General features: G+C 53.1%; 11 protein-coding genes. 9 read left to right on the forward strand and 2 right to left on the reverse strand.

Annotation, left to right across the window (positions count from 1 at the left end; translation table 11 throughout):
- Window positions 1–156: 156 nt before the first annotated feature.
- Window positions 157–2,727: an ATP-binding protein gene (locus tag EC843_RS21410; RefSeq protein ID WP_064541112.1), complete on the reverse strand. Its 2,571-nt coding sequence runs from the start codon at window positions 2,725–2,727 to the stop codon at window positions 157–159.
- Between the two features lie 213 nt (window positions 2,728–2,940).
- Here EC843_RS21410 and EC843_RS21415 point away from each other — a divergent pair, with 213 nt between their 5' ends.
- The 7 genes from EC843_RS21415 to EC843_RS21445 all read left to right on the forward strand — a co-directional run bounded on the left by EC843_RS21415 (window position 2,941) and on the right by EC843_RS21445 (window position 9,710).
- A complete protein-coding gene (locus tag EC843_RS21415) occupies window positions 2,941–4,464 on the forward strand; it encodes a sugar ABC transporter ATP-binding protein (RefSeq protein WP_121814514.1) in 1,524 nt (507 codons plus the stop codon).
- Complete coding sequence (locus EC843_RS21420; RefSeq protein WP_064541127.1) at window positions 4,457–5,452, forward strand: COG4158 family protein; 996 nt, start codon at window positions 4,457–4,459, stop codon at window positions 5,450–5,452. Before EC843_RS21415 ends, EC843_RS21420 begins: the two co-directional genes overlap by 8 nt.
- A gap of 114 nt (window positions 5,453–5,566) precedes the next feature.
- The gene (locus EC843_RS21425) at window positions 5,567–6,499 is read left to right on the forward strand and encodes an ABC transporter substrate-binding protein (RefSeq protein ID WP_064541130.1); all 933 of its coding nucleotides are present in this window, start codon (window positions 5,567–5,569) and stop codon (window positions 6,497–6,499) included.
- A 153-nt stretch (window positions 6,500–6,652) separates the two neighbouring features.
- Window positions 6,653–7,336, forward strand: coding sequence for a D-lyxose/D-mannose family sugar isomerase (locus EC843_RS21430; RefSeq protein ID WP_133523039.1), 684 nt, complete (start codon window positions 6,653–6,655; stop codon window positions 7,334–7,336).
- Window positions 7,337–7,374: 38 nt separating this feature from the next.
- On the forward strand, window positions 7,375–8,235 hold the full coding sequence (locus EC843_RS21435) for a ketose 1,6-bisphosphate aldolase (protein WP_064541136.1): 861 nt from the start codon (window positions 7,375–7,377) through the stop codon (window positions 8,233–8,235).
- Between the two features lie 9 nt (window positions 8,236–8,244).
- The gene (locus tag EC843_RS21440; protein WP_121814515.1) at window positions 8,245–9,252 is read left to right on the forward strand and encodes a carbohydrate kinase family protein; all 1,008 of its coding nucleotides are present in this window, start codon (window positions 8,245–8,247) and stop codon (window positions 9,250–9,252) included.
- Window positions 9,253–9,560: 308 nt separating this feature from the next.
- The gene (locus tag EC843_RS21445) at window positions 9,561–9,710 is read left to right on the forward strand and encodes a Hok/Gef family protein (RefSeq protein ID WP_074388493.1); all 150 of its coding nucleotides are present in this window, start codon (window positions 9,561–9,563) and stop codon (window positions 9,708–9,710) included.
- 85 nt (window positions 9,711–9,795) lie between these two features.
- On the opposite strand, the gene EC843_RS21450 is transcribed toward EC843_RS21445, so the two are convergent.
- The gene (locus EC843_RS21450) at window positions 9,796–10,530 is read right to left on the reverse strand and encodes a response regulator transcription factor (protein ID WP_121814518.1); all 735 of its coding nucleotides are present in this window, start codon (window positions 10,528–10,530) and stop codon (window positions 9,796–9,798) included.
- 271 nt (window positions 10,531–10,801) lie between these two features.
- Here EC843_RS21450 and fdhF point away from each other — a divergent pair, with 271 nt between their 5' ends.
- Window positions 10,802–12,949, forward strand: coding sequence for a formate dehydrogenase subunit alpha (fdhF, locus tag EC843_RS21455; protein WP_133523040.1), 2,148 nt, complete (start codon window positions 10,802–10,804; stop codon window positions 12,947–12,949).
- Between the two features lie 278 nt (window positions 12,950–13,227).
- Window positions 13,228–15,183, forward strand: coding sequence for an acetate--CoA ligase (gene acs / locus EC843_RS21460; RefSeq protein ID WP_064541149.1), 1,956 nt, complete (start codon window positions 13,228–13,230; stop codon window positions 15,181–15,183).
- Window positions 15,184–15,231 lie beyond the last annotated feature (48 nt).

A 15,231-nucleotide genomic window follows, 5' to 3' on the forward strand; every position in this document is an offset into this window, starting at 1 on the left:
ATGAGGTGCATATCATTTAATGAGGCGGCTAAGTTACATTCCAAAACCCACCCCTTCCTCCTGGGATACTGGAAGGGGTCGTTCTATTAATGTCCGCTTCTGGACTCAGAGTCAATTGTTTGGAACTGACCTTTTCATTGATTTGCAATTCACCCGTCATACTTCAAGTTGAGTAACACGTCGTAATACTTTTGCCAGTTTTTGCTGATTAAACGGCTTACGCAAAAGCTCGACCGGCGGTAATTGTTGCCCGCTACGCCGCAGGTCCTGCCCGCTGATCAACAGGCAAGTCAGATGTGGATAATGCTCGCGCGCATGCTGCACCACATCAGCTCCGTTCATCGGCCCCGGTAACATCAAATCGCTGATGAGAATCTGAATATCCGGCACCTCTTTGAGAAACTGTAGCGCCTGCTGGCTGTCGCTGGTTTCCAGTGTCAAATAACCCAGTTGATGCAGTTGCTCACACAGCGTCTGGCGCACATCGTGTTCATCTTCCAGCACTAACACCAGTTGGTCCTGAAGCGGATTTTCCACAAGCATTAGCGGCACCGTTTCACTGACGGCCTGCGCAGATGCACGCGGCAGTTGCAAGCGCACTAACGTTCCCTGTCCCGGCGCACTTTCAATTTGCACTCGCCCACCGGACTGGCGCACAAAACCATACACCATCGACAACCCCAGCCCACTGCCGCTGCCAGTCTGTTTGGTGGTGAAGAAGGGTTCAAAAGCTTGCGCTTTGACTTCCGCCGACATGCCATGCCCACGGTCGGTCACTTCCAGCGCCACCATATCTTGTTTGCCACCGCCAGATCGCACCACTCGTTGGTTCCAGGTGCGGATTTTAATCGTGCCGCTTTGCCCTTCCATCGCATCACGCGCATTCATTACCAAATTGATAATCGCATTCTCAAGTTGATTCACATCGATCCACGCCGGCCACGCCGGATGCTGCGCTTCAATTTCCAGCGTCAACGTCGCAGGAAGTGAATGGCGAATCAGCGGGTCGAGGTTTTCCAGCAGGTTTTTCATCGCCACCGCATGAGGATGCAGCGATTGTTTGCGCGAAAAGGCCAGCAGACGCTGAGTGAGTTGCGCGCCGCGTTCGGCGGCTTTTAAGGCACGCTGAATGCGCGTGGCATCTGACGAATCCACCGATGTCAGCTCAAGACTACCGATAATCACCGCCAGCAAATTATTGAAATCATGCGCCAGGCCGCCGGTGAGTTGCCCCACTGCTTTCATTTTTTGGCTGTGAACCAGTGCTTCTTCCAGTGCTTTACGCTCGGTGCGCTCCAGCACCACGTTCACCATGCCGCGCCCCGGCACCGGGCTAAAACGCAGCTCGATAGTGCGATTATCGGCAAGCCGTAGTTCTTGTGGTTTGGGTAACGGGCGTGAGAGGTTTTCAAGGATATGTTCCTGGAGCGGCGACACCTGTTTTAACAGATTCATGTAATGCTGCCCACGCTGCAAACGTTCCGCTGCCAGCCCCAGCAGCAACGGATACTGCGGGTTCCACACCACCAAAATGCCGTCGTTATCGAACAACGCAAAACCATCGCGCATGGCATGGAAAGTGGTTTCCAGTTGAGTGCTTTTTTCTTTCAGTAATTTCGAGGTGTGTTCCAGCGAGGCGGTATTGCGCGCAAACACGTTAAAGGCACGCGCCAGCTCGCCCAGTTCATCACGGCGCTGCAACGCAGGCACGCTGACATCGCGCTCCCCCCGCGCCAGCCGTGTCATGGCGTGGGAAATTGCCGTCAGGTTCGAGCCAAGATTGCGATAGATATACCAGCCCGCAAAGCCGGTAATCACCAGCGCCAGCAAGGCAAACAGGCCAATAAAAGCAATCATCGATTGCAGCTCTTGATGGCTCTGTTCGCTGCGGTTGAGCGACTCCTGTGCCACTTTTTGCACGTACTGGTTGATGTCATCATTCAAAAACGCCACCAGCGCTTTGATGTGATACATAAACCACGAGATGCCCAAATCGCTGTTATCCAGCGCCTGAGAAAGTGGCAGTAATTGCTGCAAATGTGCGGTGAACTCCTGCAATATCTCATCGACTAGCGGTGAATCATCATGCGCCGGAAGCTGCGCCATGACTTCGGTGAGTTGCACCACGGTGGCTTTCGGCGAAGGGGTTTGGATGGCAATCAGAATCAGGCGGTCCATTTCCGTTAACAGCCGCGCTTCGGGCGTCGTCCGTCCGTCACGGGCATTGATGTCCTGAATATGATGCAGATAACTTTGGTTTTGATACAGCGCACTGAGCAGCGCGTTACGTTCCAGATGGCGACGATGCCCCAGTTCCAGCATGCGCGTAACACTGCTTTCCAGTTCGTTACTGCGCTCGGTGATGCGCTTGACCAGCTGCGGTTCATGGCTGGCGAGCGGCGCGTTCGCCAGGTGATTGAGCGAGTTTTGCAACGCCTGCTGGGTTTGCTGTAAACGCTGCGCTTCGCTCTGATATTCCAGCGCACCAACCACTTGCGTGAGGCGCACCGCCGCCGTCGCCACATTCGCGGTATCCCGCGCCAACTCCATGCTGCCGGACATGTCGCTGAGCGTTTGCCCCTGCACTTGTTCCTGCAAACGGCTGGCATGATTAAAGCCGAGAATTGCCACGCCACACACCATTAAGGTCACCGCCACCACCAGCAAGTTAAAGGACAGCAAGCGTCCGCGAGCGCTGGTGAGGAACGGTGTGCGGGGTGCAGGCATGGTTTGGCTCCGGTGATGATTTTCAGTGTGGTTTGCCCTCACCCCAACCCTCTCCCCCAGGAGAGGGAGAAAACCGATTGGCCCCCTCTCCCTCAGGGAGAGGGCTGGGGTGAGGGTGGATATATGACAAATATGAACGACTTCTGACATTTTGCATTTACTTAGACGTGTTCAACTGGCAGCAATCGAAACCTTACCTGCAGGAGCTGCGACATGAGTCACGTTCCCATTCTGGAGATGCGCAATATCGCCAAGTCATTCGGCAAATTTTTTGCGTTGAAAGGGGTCGATTTAACGGTGTTCCCCGGCGAAATACACGCCTTAATGGGGGAAAACGGCGCGGGTAAAAGCACGCTGATGAAAATCCTTGCCGGGGCGTATACCGCCACCAGCGGCGAGATTTTAATTAACGGCGAACCGTACAGCATCAAGGGGCCAAAAGATGCGTTAAACGCCGGCATCACGCTGATTTACCAGGAAATGCAGCTCGCCCCTAACCTCACCGTGGCAGAAAATATTTTCCTCGGCAGCGAGCTTTCACGCGCCGGTTTAGTGAAGCGTAAAGAGATGCTGATGCAGGCGCAGACGGTTATCGACCGCCTCGGCGCACAATTTAAGGCCAGCGATTTAGTCTCGCGCCTGACAATTGCCGAGCAGCAGCAGGTGGAAATCGCCCGCGCACTGCACCGTAACAGCCGCATTTTAGTGATGGATGAACCCACCGCCGCACTGTCGTCCCGTGAAACGCACCGCCTGTTCGAGCTGATTATGCGGCTGCGCGATGAAGGGATGGCGATTATCTATATCAGCCACCGCATGGCGGAAGTGTACGAGCTGTCTGACCGCGTCAGCGTGCTGCGCGACGGGCAATACGTCGGCAGTCTGACGCGTGAAAACCTCAACGCTAACGAACTGGTGCGCATGATGGTCGGCCGCCCGCTAAGCGATCTGTTCAATAAAGAACGCGATATTCCGCAGGGGAATGTGCGCCTGAACGTTCACCACCTGACGGATGGCGCAAAAGTGCAGCCGGTCAGTCTGCAAGTGAAATCCGGTGAAATCGTCGGGCTGGCGGGGCTGGTGGGTGCCGGACGTTCCGAGCTGGCACAGCTGATTTTTGGCGTGCGTAAATCGACCGGCGGCAACATCGAAATTGATGGCAAGCCGGTGAAGATTCATTCACCGCGTGAAGCTATTCACTACGGGATCGGTTTCCTGACCGAGAACCGCAAAGAGCAGGGTTTGTTCCTCGAACTCGCCGCACAAGACAACATCACCATGGCGACGCTGGAACGCGACGCACACTACGGCTGGCTGGATCGCAAAAAAGCCCAGACCATTTCTGACGATGCTATCAGCCTGCTGAATATCCGAGTGCCGCACGCGCAAGTGCGGGCTGGCGGGTTATCCGGCGGTAATCAGCAAAAACTGCTGATCTCGCGCTGGGTGGCGATCGGCCCGCGTATTTTGATCCTCGATGAACCGACGCGCGGCGTGGATGTCGGGGCGAAAAGCGAGATCTACCGGATCATGAGCCAGATGGCGAAACAAGGCGTGGCGATCCTGATGATCTCCAGTGAGTTGCCGGAAATCGTCGGCATGAGTGACCGGGTTTATGTGATGCGCGAAGGCAGTATCGCGGGCGAATTGCACCCCGCCGAGATCACTCAAGAGAATATTATGACGCTGGCAACGGGCGTTGAAGATGCCCATAAAAAGGGGATTCACCATGGCTAGCCCAACCACACCACAACAAGTCGCCAAATCTGCCTCGCTGAAAAAAGCGCTGTTCGGCGACTTGATGCAAACCGTCGGCATTTTGCCAATATTGATCCTGATCGTCGCCATTTTTGGGTTTATCACGCCCAACTTTTTTACCGAATCTAACCTGCTGAATATCGCCCGCCAGTCGTCGATCAATATCGTTCTCGCGGCGGGGATGACGTTCATTATTTTGACCGGTGGTATCGACCTTTCCGTTGGCTCTATTTTGGGTACCACGGCGGTGACGGCGATGGTGGTTTCACTCATGCCGGGTTGGGAATCACTGTCGATTCCTGCCGCGCTGATGATGGGCACCGGGCTTGGGTTGTTTAACGGCATGCTGGTGGCCTGGGCTGGATTACCGCCGTTTATTGTCACCCTCGGCACCTATACGGCATTACGCGGTGCGGCCTATTTGCTGGCTGACGGCACCACGGTGATTAACTCGAATATCAATTTTGAATGGATTGGCAATGCGTATCTCGGGCCGATTCCGTGGCTGGTGGTGATTGCGCTGGCGGTGATTGTCGTCTGTTGGTTCATTCTGCGGCGCACCACGCTCGGCGTTCATATTTACGCGGTCGGCGGCAACATGCAGGCCGCCCGTCTGACGGGCATTAAAGTCTGGATGGTGTTGCTGTTCGTGTATGGCATGAGCGGGCTGCTTTCCGGGCTGGGCGGGGTGATGAGCGCCTCGCGGTTGTATAGCGCCAACGGCAATCTTGGCACCGGTTATGAGCTGGATGCTATCGCTGCGGTGATCCTCGGCGGCACTAGCTTCGTCGGCGGGATTGGCACCATTACCGGCACGCTGGTCGGCGCGCTGATTATTGCCACGCTCAACAATGGTATGACGCTAATGGGCGTCTCGTATTTCTGGCAACTGGTGATCAAGGGTGCGGTGATCATCATTGCGGTGCTGATCGACAAATACCGTACCCGCCACCATCAAAGTGCATAACGTAAACGGTGGATGACGCTATCGCTTATCCACCCTACCAAACCGATAACCATGCTCTTTCGTAGGTCGGATAAGCGTGAGCGTCATCCGACAAAACCAGACAGGAGATTCACCATGCGTTTGAAGATACTAGCTGCAGCACTCATGATTGCCGCCGTACCGTTTGTTCAGGCAAAAGAGCTGAAATCCATCGGGGTGACGGTGGGTGACCTCGCCAACCCGTTCTTCGTGCAGATAACCAAAGGTGCCGAACTGGAAGCCCGTAAGCTTGCGGGAGATAACGTGAAAGTGACGCTGGTTTCCAGCGGTTACGATCTCGGCCAACAGGTTTCTCAAATTGATAATTTTATCGCCGCCAAAGTCGACATGATCATTTTGAACGCGGCGGATTCCAAAGGGATCGGCCCGGCGGTGAAACGTGCGAAAGACGCGGGGATCGTGGTGGTTGCGGTGGACGTGGCAGCGGAAGGGGCGGATGCGACGATCACCTCGAACAACACTCAGGCGGGTGAAATCGCCTGTAAGTACATTGCGGATCGCCTGAAAAACAAAGGCAACGTGGTGATCATCAACGGGCCGCCGGTTTCCGCCGTGCAGAACCGTGTAGAAGGCTGCGAAACCGAGTTTAAAAAGCATCCTGATATCAAGATCCTTTCTTCTAATCAGAACGCCAAAGGCAGCCGCGAAGGTGGACTTGAAGTGATGACTTCTTTGCTGGCGGCAAATCCGAAGATCGACGGCGTGTTTGCGATCAACGATCCGACAGCGATCGGTGCCGATCTGGCAGCGAAACAAGCCCAACGTAACGAGTTCTTCATCGTTGGTGTGGATGGCAGCCCGGATGCGGAAGAAGCCCTGAAACGCGGCGGAAATACGCTGTTTGTCGCCACACCTGCGCAAGACCCGCAAGTGATGGCTGCCAAAGCGGTTGAGATTGGTTACGACATTCTGCAAGGCAAGCCTGCGCCGAAAGAGCCGGTGCTGATTCCAGTAACCATGATCGATAAAAATAATATCGGGACGTATAAGGGTTGGACGGTGAAATAACTTTTCCCCTCACCCCAACCCTCTCCCAAAGGAGAGGGGGAAAACCGACCTGTTCCCTCTCCCCAACCCTCTCCCAAAGGAGAGGGGGAAAACCGACCTGTTCCCTCTCCCTCAGGGAGAGGGCCAGGGTGAGGGTTGTTGAAAGGAGACAAAATGAAACGCTCCGAAATAAACCAGATCCTCGCGCAAACACGCCATTTCTTTATGCAGCACGATGTTCATTTGCCGCCGTTCGCCTCGTATAACCTGGCTAAATGGCAGCAGACGGATAAACAAATCTGGCAAGAGGTGTTCAATCTCAAACTGGGATGGGACGTGACCGCTTTTGGCGGCAGCGATTTTTTGGCTCAGGGGCTGACGCTTTTCACCCTGCGTAACGGCTCACCCGATGGCGCACCCTATGCCAAATGCTACGCCGAAAAAATCATCCATGTGCGCGAAGGGCAACTCACGCCGATGCATTTTCACTGGCGCAAACGCGAGGACATTATCAATCGCGGCGGCGGTAATTTGATTGTCGAACTGTGGAATTCCGATCAGTTCGAGCAGACCGAAGACAGCGATGTCACTGTGGTTATCGATGGCTGTCGCCAGACTCACGCCGCAGGCAGCCAGTTGCGCCTGTCACCCGGTGAGAGCATTTGCCTGGTGCCCGGCATTTACCACAGTTTCTGGGGAGAGGCGGGTTACGGCGACGTGCTGGTTGGCGAAGTGTCGATGGTCAATGATGACGACCGCGACAACCGTTTTCTCAAACCGCTTGAGCGCTTTAATTCCATCATTGAAGACGCGCCAATCCAGCAATTGCTGTGCAATGAATATCGCCAATACCTTTAATTTTCAACCATTTTGTCCCAACACCAGGGGAAACTATTATGGCTTTGATATCGCTCGCAGATGGCCTGGCTCATGCCCGCGCAAACGGCTATGCACTCGGCGCTTTTAACGTTCTGGACAGCCATTTTCTGCGCGCCCTTTTTGCCGCTGCAAAACAAGAAAACTCGCCGTTTATCATCAACATTGCCGAAGTGCATTTTAAGTATGTGTCGCTGGAATCACTGGTCGAAGCCGTCAAATTCGAAGCAGCTCGCCACGATATTCCGCTGGTGCTCAATCTCGACCATGGCCTGCATTTTGAAGCGGTAGTGCGCGCTTTACGCCTCGGTTTTAGCTCAGTGATGTTCGATGGTTCTACACTTGAATATGAAGAGAACGTCCGCCAGACCAGAGAAGTGGTGAAAATGTGCCACGCGGTGGGGGTCTCGGTCGAAGCCGAACTGGGAGCAGTGGGCGGTGACGAAGGCGGTGCGCTGTATGGCGAGGCCGACAGCAACAAATTTACCGACCCGGCAGTGGCGCGTGATTTTGTCGACAGAACGGGTATCGACACGCTGGCGGTCGCCATTGGCAACGCCCACGGCAAGTATAAAGGCGAGCCAAAACTCGATTTCGACCGTCTGGCGGCGATTCGCCAACAAACCGGCCTGCCGCTGGTATTACATGGCGGTTCAGGCATCAGCGATGAGGATTTTCGCAAAGCGATAACCCTTGGTATTCACAAGATAAATTTCTATACCGGCATGTCGCAAGCGGCCCTCGGTGCCATCGAGCAACGCATGAATCAACGTCACGCCATTTATGACGAGTTCGCCGAGTTATTGCTGGGTATTGAAGAGGCGATTACCGATGTCGTCGCGCAACAAATGCAGATTTTTGGCAGTTCAGGAAAGGCGTAAGGAGAGGTTATGACAGAGCGCAGCGGGATTATTGCCGCCGGAAATATGTTGGTCGACCATGTGCATCAAATTGTGCAATGGCCGCAGCGCGGGTGGCTGGCAGAAATCGTTCACAGTGAACGCTCAACTGGCGGCGCGCCGTTAAATGTATTGCTGACACTGGCAAAAATGCATGTCGGGCTACCGCTGCAAGCTGTGGGATTGGTCGGTGACGATCATGACGGCGACTATATTATGGCCATGTTGGATCAGTATCATGTCAATCGCCAGCATGTGCACCGCACTACTTTCGCGCCAACGTCGATGTCGCAAGTAATGACCGACCCGAGCGGGCAACGCACGTTTTTCCACTCGCCTGGCGCTAATCGTTTGCTTGATTTACCCGCCTTTGACCGCCTTGAAACATCCTTCAAAATCTTCCACCTCGGCTATTTGTTGCTGCTTGATAGTCTTGATATGGAAGATGCGGAATACGGCACACGCAGCGCCCGATTGTTGGCCATGATGTCCCTGCAAGGCTATGAAACCTCGCTGGATTTAGTCTCGCGTCAGGGCGACCCGCGTTACCGCCCGATGGTGCTCCCTGCCCTGCGCTGGCTGGATTACCTGGTGATTAATGAACTGGAAGCCGGTGAGTTTAGCGGGCTGGACATCCGCCATGCTAACGGTGCACCGCATGTCGAAAATATTGCGCAAGCGGCAACGTTGCTGCTGGAATCGGGTGTGAAGCAAAGAGTAGTGATTCATTGCCCGGAAGGTGCATGGGGCATAGAACGTGGAGGCGAAGGCACATGGGTGCCGTCGTTTATGTTGGCTCAAGAGGAAATTGTCGGCAGCGTTGGTGCGGGTGACGCTTTTTGCGCCGGAATATTATATGGCTGCCATGAAAAATGGCCGCTGGTCGATAGCCTGAAATTAGCTCACGCCTGCGCTCGCGCGAATTTGTTATGTGCAAATGCGATCGATGGCGCAAAAACATTAACGGAATTGCAGAGTTTTATAAGCGAGCGGAGTTGATATTTATTACGCCTTCAACTAATAATCACGACATCAATATGATTAAGATTATTTACGAGGGATATTCCAGAACAATGTAATCATGATAAATGAATTACATTAGCAATTTAATATCTAATAAATAAAAACTCAATAAACTATGCGGCGGGTGCTTAGGGCTTTCTGTCCTGAGCATAAGTGAGGGATATTCTTAAACTTTAAGAATAAGAAAGCCCCGGGCAACTTTAACGTTAACCCGAGGCTGATCCTCAACTCCCAACAAGTTGAGGTTAGCCTCTTACTCGCCGCAAGGCAAGGAGTAAAAAGGCATGAAGCCTACAAAGACTGTTGTCATATGTTTATTAATTGTTTGCTTAACATTAATAGCAATTACCTTATTAACACGCCGTAATTTATGCGAAGTGAAAATAAGGAATGATAAACAGGAGGTAGCGGCCAGGCTGGCCTGCTCCGAATAGTAAAGCTATCCGGGCGGGGTTCGCCCCGCCCAACTTGTGAAGGAATTAAGGGAAAAGTCTTAAGCACCCATTTATTATTTATAATTCAAGCCGCATTATTCTCCGCCTGAATAACATCAGCGGAAAATACATAGCCAATACCGCGAATGGTGCGGATTAAAGCGGGCTGATGCGGGTTTAATTCTATTTTTCGCCGCAGGCGCATAATCAGCACATCAATCGTTCTGTCGAAGACTTCAAGGCTTTCGCTGTGGGTCAACTCCAGCAGTCGTTCACGCGATAATACTTTGCGAGAATTTTGCATTAATGCCAACAGTAAGCCGTATTCGCCCTGGGTGAGGTCGACTTGTTCATGGGCAGCATTCAATAACTGACAACGTTCGGTGTCCAGCCGCCAACCGTTGAAATGCAGGCCGCTGCTTTTTGTCGTCGTCGTTTCCACCGCCAGTGCGCCAGAACGCCGTAGCACCGCTTTAACACGCGCCACCACCACGCGCGGGTTGAACGGTTTGGCGATGTAGTCATCGGCGCCCATCTCCAGCCCCACGACTACATCGGATTCGCTGCCAAGGCCAGTTAGCATTACTACCGGTAAATCAGGACGCTGACGCTGAATATGTTGCAGCACCAGTAACCCGTTAATATCCGGCAGGATCATATCCAGCAGCACCAGGGCGATTTCTGGGTGCTGAGCAATCGCAGTCTGCGCGTCATTCCCGGAGTGGCAAACCCTCACCTCAAACACGTGCTCATTGAGCACATCGCGCAGCACCTCGCAGATCGCCAAATCGTCATCCACCAGCAAAATGGCAGGCTTCATTATTGAACTCCGGAGGATGAAAAGAGACATGGGGTAAGTGTGGGTGATTGTGGAAGGAGTGCCGCACAAAAGATAAATACCCATGTTGAATTTTCAACCGGTGTCACAAACCGTGTTCCGCTCGACACGTCACTTTTGACGATGTCCTGTTTTTCGTCAGGGTTTTGCTGCTTTTATCACCGTAAGATGCCTGTAATTCCCACTCTTTCTATGTGGCATAGATAATGCATAGAAAGTTGCAAGGTAAGCAATATTGACTGGAGCAACACTGATGAAAAAAGTCGTCACGGTTTGCCCCTATTGTGCCTCGGGTTGCAAAATCAATCTCGTGGTCGATAACGGCAAAGTCGTCAAGGCGGAAGCAGCTCAAGGTAAAACCAACCAGGGCGATCTTTGCCTGAAGGGTTACTACGGCTGGGATTTTATTAACGATACTAAAATCCTCACTCCGCGCCTCAAATCACCAATGATTCGTCGCCAGAAGGGTGGCAAACTCGAAAACGTTTCCTGGGATGAAGCACTGAACTACGTCAGTACTCGTCTGAGTGAAATCAAAGCGAAACACGGCTCCGATGCCATCATGACCACCGGTTCTTCTCGTGGTACTGGCAACGAAACCAACTATGTTATGCAAAAGTTTGCGCGCGCCGTTATTGGTACCAATAACGTTGACTGCTGCGCACGCGTCTGACACGGCCCATCGGTTGCAGGTCTGCACCAATCGGTCGGTAACGGCGCTATGAGCAACTCAATCGTCGAGATTGAGGATACCGATTTAGTGTTTGTGTTCGGGTATAACCCGGCAGATTCACACCCTATCGTTGCTAACCGTGTCATCCGCGCGAAGCAAAAAGGGGCGCAAATCATTGTGGTCGATCCGCGTAAAATTGAAACCGCGCGCATCGCTGACATGCATTTGCAGTTAAAAAATGGTTCTAACATCGCCCTGCTTAACGCAATCGGGCATGTGATTATCGAAGAAAATCTGTATGACCAGTCCTTCGTGGCTTCGCGTACTGAAGGTTTCGACGAGTATCGCAAAATTGTTGCGGGCTACACGCCTGAGTCCGTTGAAGAAATTACCGGCGTGACCGCGGCGGAAATTCGCGGCGCAGCGCGTATGTATGCGAACGCAAAAACGGCCACCATTCTGTGGGGCATGGGTGTCACCCAGTTCTATCAGGGCGTGGAAACTGTGCGCTCGCTGACCAGCCTTGCGCTGATGACCGGTAACCTGGGTAAAGCGAATGTTGGCGTTAACCCGGTTCGCGGCCAGAACAACGTTCAGGGTGCTTGCGATATGGGCGCACTGCCGGATACCTATCCTGGCTACCAGTACGTGAAAGACGAAGTCAGCCGCGAGAAGTTTGCCAAAGCGTGGGGCGTGCCGTCGCTACCGGCTCACACGGGCTATCGCATCAGCGAGATACCTCACCGTGTGGCACATGGCGAAGTGCGTGCCGCTTACATTATGGGCGAAGATCCGCTGCAAACGGATGCCGAGCTTTCGGCAGTTCGCCAGGCGTTTGCCGATATGGAACTGGTCATTGTACAAGACATCTTCATGACCAAAACCGCGGCTGCCGCCGATGTGATTTTGCCGTCCACTTCGTGGGGCGAACATGAAGGCGTTTATACCGCCGCTGACCGTGGTTTCCAGCGCTTCTTTAAAGCGGTAGAACCGAAGTGGGACCTGAAAACGGACTGGCAGATTATCAGTGAAATTGCCACCCGTATGGGCTATCCGATGCACTACAACAACACCCAGGAAATTTGGGATGAGTTGCGTGGTCTGTGCCCGGATTTCTACGGTGCCACTTACGAGAAAATGGGTGAACTGGGTTATATCCAGTGGCCTTGCCGCGATGTAGCTGAAAGCGACCAGGGAACCTCGTTCCTGTACGACGGTAAGTTTGACCGCGAAAACGGTCTGGGCGAGTTCTTCACTTGCGACTGGGCACCGCCAATCGACAAAGTCACCGAAGAGTACCCGATGGTACTTTCCACGGTGCGTGAAGTGGGCCACTACTCTTGCCGTTCAATGACCGGTAACTGTGCAGCCCTGGCAGCCCTGGCGGATGAACCAGGTTATGCGCAAATCCACATCGACGATGCCGCTCGTTTAGGTATTGAAGATGAAGCGCTGATTTGGGTTAATTCTCGCAAAGGTCGCGTCATCACCCGTGCGAATGTAAGCGAACGCCCTAATAAAGGTGCCGTTTATATGACGTATCAGTGGTGGATTGGTGCCTGTAACGAGCTGGTGACTGAAAACCTCAGCCCGATTACTAAAACGCCGGAGTACAAGTACTGTGCTGTGCGCGTCGAGCCGATTGCCGATCAGAAAGCTGCTGAACAGTATGTGATTGACGAGTACAACAAGCTAAAAGCCAGTTTGCGCGAAAGCGCGGCGGGTTAAAAATGTAGGGTGGATAAGCCGCAGGCGTCATCCACCATTTTCGCAAGTTGTGGCGGTTGACGCTGCGCTTAACCGCCCTACAAAACACGCTAAAGCTGCCCATTCGGCAGCTTTTTTTTTGCCTTTTTCCCCCTCTCTGTGCGGGACGTATTGATTAGATTTTCAACAATTTAATTAATGCGTGATCTGTCGCCCAAATAGTAAACAAAGCTCCCCAAGCCCCTACAATTAACGTTTGCTTGACATATTATTAACATCCTACAAGGAGAAAAAAAGCCATGAGCCAAATACATAAACACGCCATTCCCGCCAATATCGCGGACAATTGCCTGATAACACCGGAGCAGTACCAATCCATGTACCAACACTCGGTGCATGACCCCGACGCTTTTTGGGGCGAGCAAGGGAAGATCCTTGATTGGATCAAACCTTATAAAAAGGTGAAAAACACCTCTTTCGCACCTGGAAACGTGTCAATCAAATGGTATGAAGACGGCACGCTGAATCTGGCCGCCAACTGCCTGGATCGTCATCTTAAAGATCGCGGCGATCAGACCGCGATCATCTGGGAAGGCGACGACGCAACCCAGAGCAAAACTATTACCTATCGTGAACTGCATCGTGAAGTGTGCCGTTTTGCCAATACCCTGGTAGAACTCGGCATCAAGAAAGGCGATGTGGTGGCGATTTATATGCCGATGGTGCCGGAAGCCGCCGTTGCTATGCTGGCTTGCGCGCGTATTGGCGCGGTACATTCGGTGATTTTTGGTGGCTTCTCACCAGAAGCGGTCGCCGGGCGCATTATCGATTCCAGCTCTAAGCTGGTGATCACCGCCGACGAAGGCGTTCGTGCAGGACGCTCGATTCCCCTGAAGAAAAACGTTGATGAAGCGCTGAAAAACCCTGGCGTTAAAACTATTGAACACGTGATTGTGCTTAAACGTACTGGCGGGAATATTGAGTGGAAAGAAGGCCGCGACTTGTGGTGGAGCGAATTGGTTGAGAAAGCCAGCACTCACCACCAGCCCGTCGAAGTGAACGCCGAAGATCCGCTGTTTATCCTTTACACCTCCGGTTCAACAGGCAAGCCAAAAGGCGTGCTGCACACCACCGGCGGTTACCTGGTTTATGCCGCAACCACCTTTAAATATGTCTTTGATTACCATCAGGGCGACGTTTACTGGTGTACCGCCGACGTGGGTTGGGTCACCGGCCACAGTTATTTGCTGTACGGCCCACTGGCATGTGGTGCGATCACGCTGATGTTTGAAGGCGTGCCAAACTGGCCTGCACCAAACCGCATGGCGCAAGTCGTTGATAAGCATAAAGTGAATATTCTTTATACCGCGCCAACTGCGATTCGCGCCTTAATGGCCGAAGGTGACAAAGCGATTGAAAATACCGATCGTTCGTCGCTGCGCATTTTGGGTTCCGTGGGCGAGCCTATCAACCCGGAAGCGTGGGAATGGTACTGGAAGAAAATTGGTAACGAGAAATGCCCGGTAGTCGACACCTGGTGGCAGACCGAAACCGGCGGTTTCATGATTACGCCACTGCCTGGTGCCACCGAGCTGAAAGCCGGTTCCGCGACTCGTCCATTCTTTGGCGTGCAACCGGCGCTGGTAGATAATGAAGGCAACCCGCAACAAGGTGCAACCGAAGGTAACCTGGTGATCACCGATTCATGGCCAGGCCAGGCGCGCACGCTGTTTGGCGACCACGAACGTTTCGAGCAGACCTATTTCTCGACCTTCAAAAACATGTATTTCAGCGGTGACGGTGCACGTCGCGACGAAGACGGTTACTACTGGATAACCGGACGTGTGGACGATGTGCTCAACGTTTCCGGTCACCGTCTGGGTACCGCAGAAATCGAGTCCGCGCTGGTGTCGCATCCAAAAGTGGCCGAAGCGGCAGTCGTCGGCATTCCACATAGTATTAAAGGCCAGGCGATTTATGCCTATGTGACGCTAAATCACGGCGAAGAGCCAACGCCTGAGTTGTATACCGAAGTGCGAAACTGGGTGCGTAAAGAGATTGGCCCACTTGCCACACCGGATATTTTGCACTGGACAGATTCACTACCGAAAACCCGCTCTGGCAAGATTATGCGTCGTATTTTGCGCAAAATCGCCGCCGGCGATACCAGCAACTTTGGTGATACTTCAACGCTTGCCGATCCGGGCGTTGTTGAGAAGTTACTGGAAGAAAAACAAGCTATTACCATGCCTTAACTGCTCTTCCCCTCTCCTTTTTGGAGAGGGCCGGGGTGAGGGAGTTTC

Source organism: Buttiauxella sp. JUb87, from assembly GCF_004361975.1.
In the GTDB taxonomy this organism is placed as follows: domain Bacteria; phylum Pseudomonadota; class Gammaproteobacteria; order Enterobacterales; family Enterobacteriaceae; genus Buttiauxella; species Buttiauxella ferragutiae.

Excerpts from the sequence above, each read along its gene's own strand:
- EC843_RS21410 (WP_064541112.1), bottom strand. The coding sequence starts at position 2,727 with ATGCCTGCACCCCGCACACCGTTCCTCACCAGCGCTCGCGGACGCTTG.
- EC843_RS21415 (WP_121814514.1), top strand. The coding sequence starts at position 2,941 with ATGAGTCACGTTCCCATTCTGGAGATGCGCAATATCGCCAAGTCATTC.
- EC843_RS21420 (WP_064541127.1), top strand. The coding sequence starts at position 4,457 with ATGGCTAGCCCAACCACACCACAACAAGTCGCCAAATCTGCCTCGCTG.
- EC843_RS21425 (WP_064541130.1), top strand. The coding sequence starts at position 5,567 with ATGCGTTTGAAGATACTAGCTGCAGCACTCATGATTGCCGCCGTACCG.
- EC843_RS21430 (WP_133523039.1), top strand. The coding sequence starts at position 6,653 with ATGAAACGCTCCGAAATAAACCAGATCCTCGCGCAAACACGCCATTTC.
- EC843_RS21435 (WP_064541136.1), top strand. The coding sequence starts at position 7,375 with ATGGCTTTGATATCGCTCGCAGATGGCCTGGCTCATGCCCGCGCAAAC.
- EC843_RS21440 (WP_121814515.1), top strand. The coding sequence starts at position 8,245 with ATGACAGAGCGCAGCGGGATTATTGCCGCCGGAAATATGTTGGTCGAC.
- EC843_RS21445 (WP_074388493.1), top strand. The coding sequence starts at position 9,561 with ATGAAGCCTACAAAGACTGTTGTCATATGTTTATTAATTGTTTGCTTA.
- EC843_RS21450 (WP_121814518.1), bottom strand. The coding sequence starts at position 10,530 with ATGAAGCCTGCCATTTTGCTGGTGGATGACGATTTGGCGATCTGCGAG.
- acs (WP_064541149.1), top strand. The coding sequence starts at position 13,228 with ATGAGCCAAATACATAAACACGCCATTCCCGCCAATATCGCGGACAAT.